Genomic DNA, 1,475 nt, shown 5'->3' with positions numbered 1-1,475 from the left:
GATTTTTGTTTTTCTGCCGCACAGCGGCTTCGTTCAACAAGCACTTTAAACGGAACAAAAACAGTTTGCCATGTTTCGTTCCTCAACAAGTTTGGCAAAAAAATTTTGTCCGCTTAAGTGGGCGTTATATGCCCGTGAGAATTTATGGTTCATAGGCGATTAATTGTAATTAGTTATCTAATACCCGCTCTATCAAAAAGAGACTTTGTGAAAGGTAAAAAGTAGTGAAATCTAAATATCAAAACAAATTGATTGTCATAGGTTTTTTCGGTCCATCAATTTTAGCCTTTGTGTTATTACACTTATTTAATTATGTAGATATTAGAATATTTGAGTACTTAACAGTGAATATTTTAAATCAATATACTATAGGGATGAATATAGCCAATTACTCCGCATATCCTGAGTATTTTTCAGCTGCATTATTAGTCAATATAGCTTCAATTCCCATATTAATATTTCACTGGTGGTTTGTAGTTGATGCTAAAAATCCGAAAGGAATGTTTCATGTTTTATCCCCTATTAAAGGTGTTTTGTTTTTATTAATCGTTCCATTATTACCTATAGCACTGTGGTCGTTCCCCATCGAACCTGATGATTTGGAATATGTAGGAAGGAATTCATTAGTAAATATTTACACTAGTAGTTTTTTCTTTTATTTGATGGTTTTGTTGCCAATTTGTTTCTGGTCAGCGTCGATCGCTGGATTTGTTAAAACGCAAATCAAATTAAAAAAATAAATATGTTAATGGGCATATAACAAATAAGGATAGGTGTCGCGCAGCCGACACCTTATCTGGGTGTTGGACATGCCCGGGCGAGTATCTGCTTATTTATAGTAAATAGTGTGATCTGGTTTAGTGGTTTGCTCGTTATCCTGCTTAATTTTAGGCGAACGAGATTGCGATAACAGTGAGAGCTCAGTGTTATCAATAGGTTGTCTCTGTCAGGTTCATTTCATTAGCGACGCCTTCTATTTATATTTCACCCCTTATCCTTTTTATCTCGTTTATCTTATTAGGCCTTTCGGCTCACTCAGTCGTGAAACCCCTGAGCATGTCATTTCGTGCTGACAACAAGGACAAGTGCGAATCGCTTTACTTACCTTAGGCGAGGCAGGCTGAGTCCAGTGCTTGGTGTTGAGCAGTAATAACTGTATTTGCAGTCTTAGCTTTTTTGCATTACCACGTAGAAAACCAACATCACGTACGCGCTGTAATCCTTTTGGGAGTACATGCTGTAAGATAAGCCATAAAAATTCGAGTATGGGCAGTTTTCGTGTTTTGGTTTGCTTCGTTTCACTGTCTACGTATTTAAAAGTGACATTTTTATCGGTAATACGGATGATATCTTTATCGGGCAATACACCTCGGTATAAGTAACGAGACAGGTATTCAAAGGCATGCTCGCCGTAACCCACTTTTATGCAGTTTGCTATCCACTTTGTTGGATAACGTTTAGGTAATGTCAGGGTG

2 protein-coding genes are annotated in these 1,475 nt (G+C 37.2%); one reads left to right on the top strand and one right to left on the bottom strand.

What is annotated here, in order from left to right:
• Nucleotides 1-224 precede the first annotated feature (224 nt).
• Nucleotides 225-740: a hypothetical protein gene (locus tag CXF74_RS21320; protein ID WP_101084642.1), complete on the top strand. Its 516-nt coding sequence runs from the start codon at nucleotides 225-227 to the stop codon at nucleotides 738-740.
• Between the two features lie 269 nt (nucleotides 741-1,009).
• Here the strand turns inward: CXF74_RS21320 and CXF74_RS21315 are convergent.
• A partial coding sequence (locus tag CXF74_RS21315; protein WP_198552958.1) for a transposase occupies nucleotides 1,010-1,475 on the bottom strand: 466 nt, incomplete at its 5' end.

Source organism: Psychromonas sp. Urea-02u-13 (assembly GCF_002835995.1).
GTDB lineage: Bacteria > Pseudomonadota > Gammaproteobacteria > Enterobacterales > Psychromonadaceae > Psychromonas.
The sequence above is the reverse complement of the archived record's forward strand: the minus strand, read 5'-3'. Positions and strand labels throughout refer to the sequence as shown.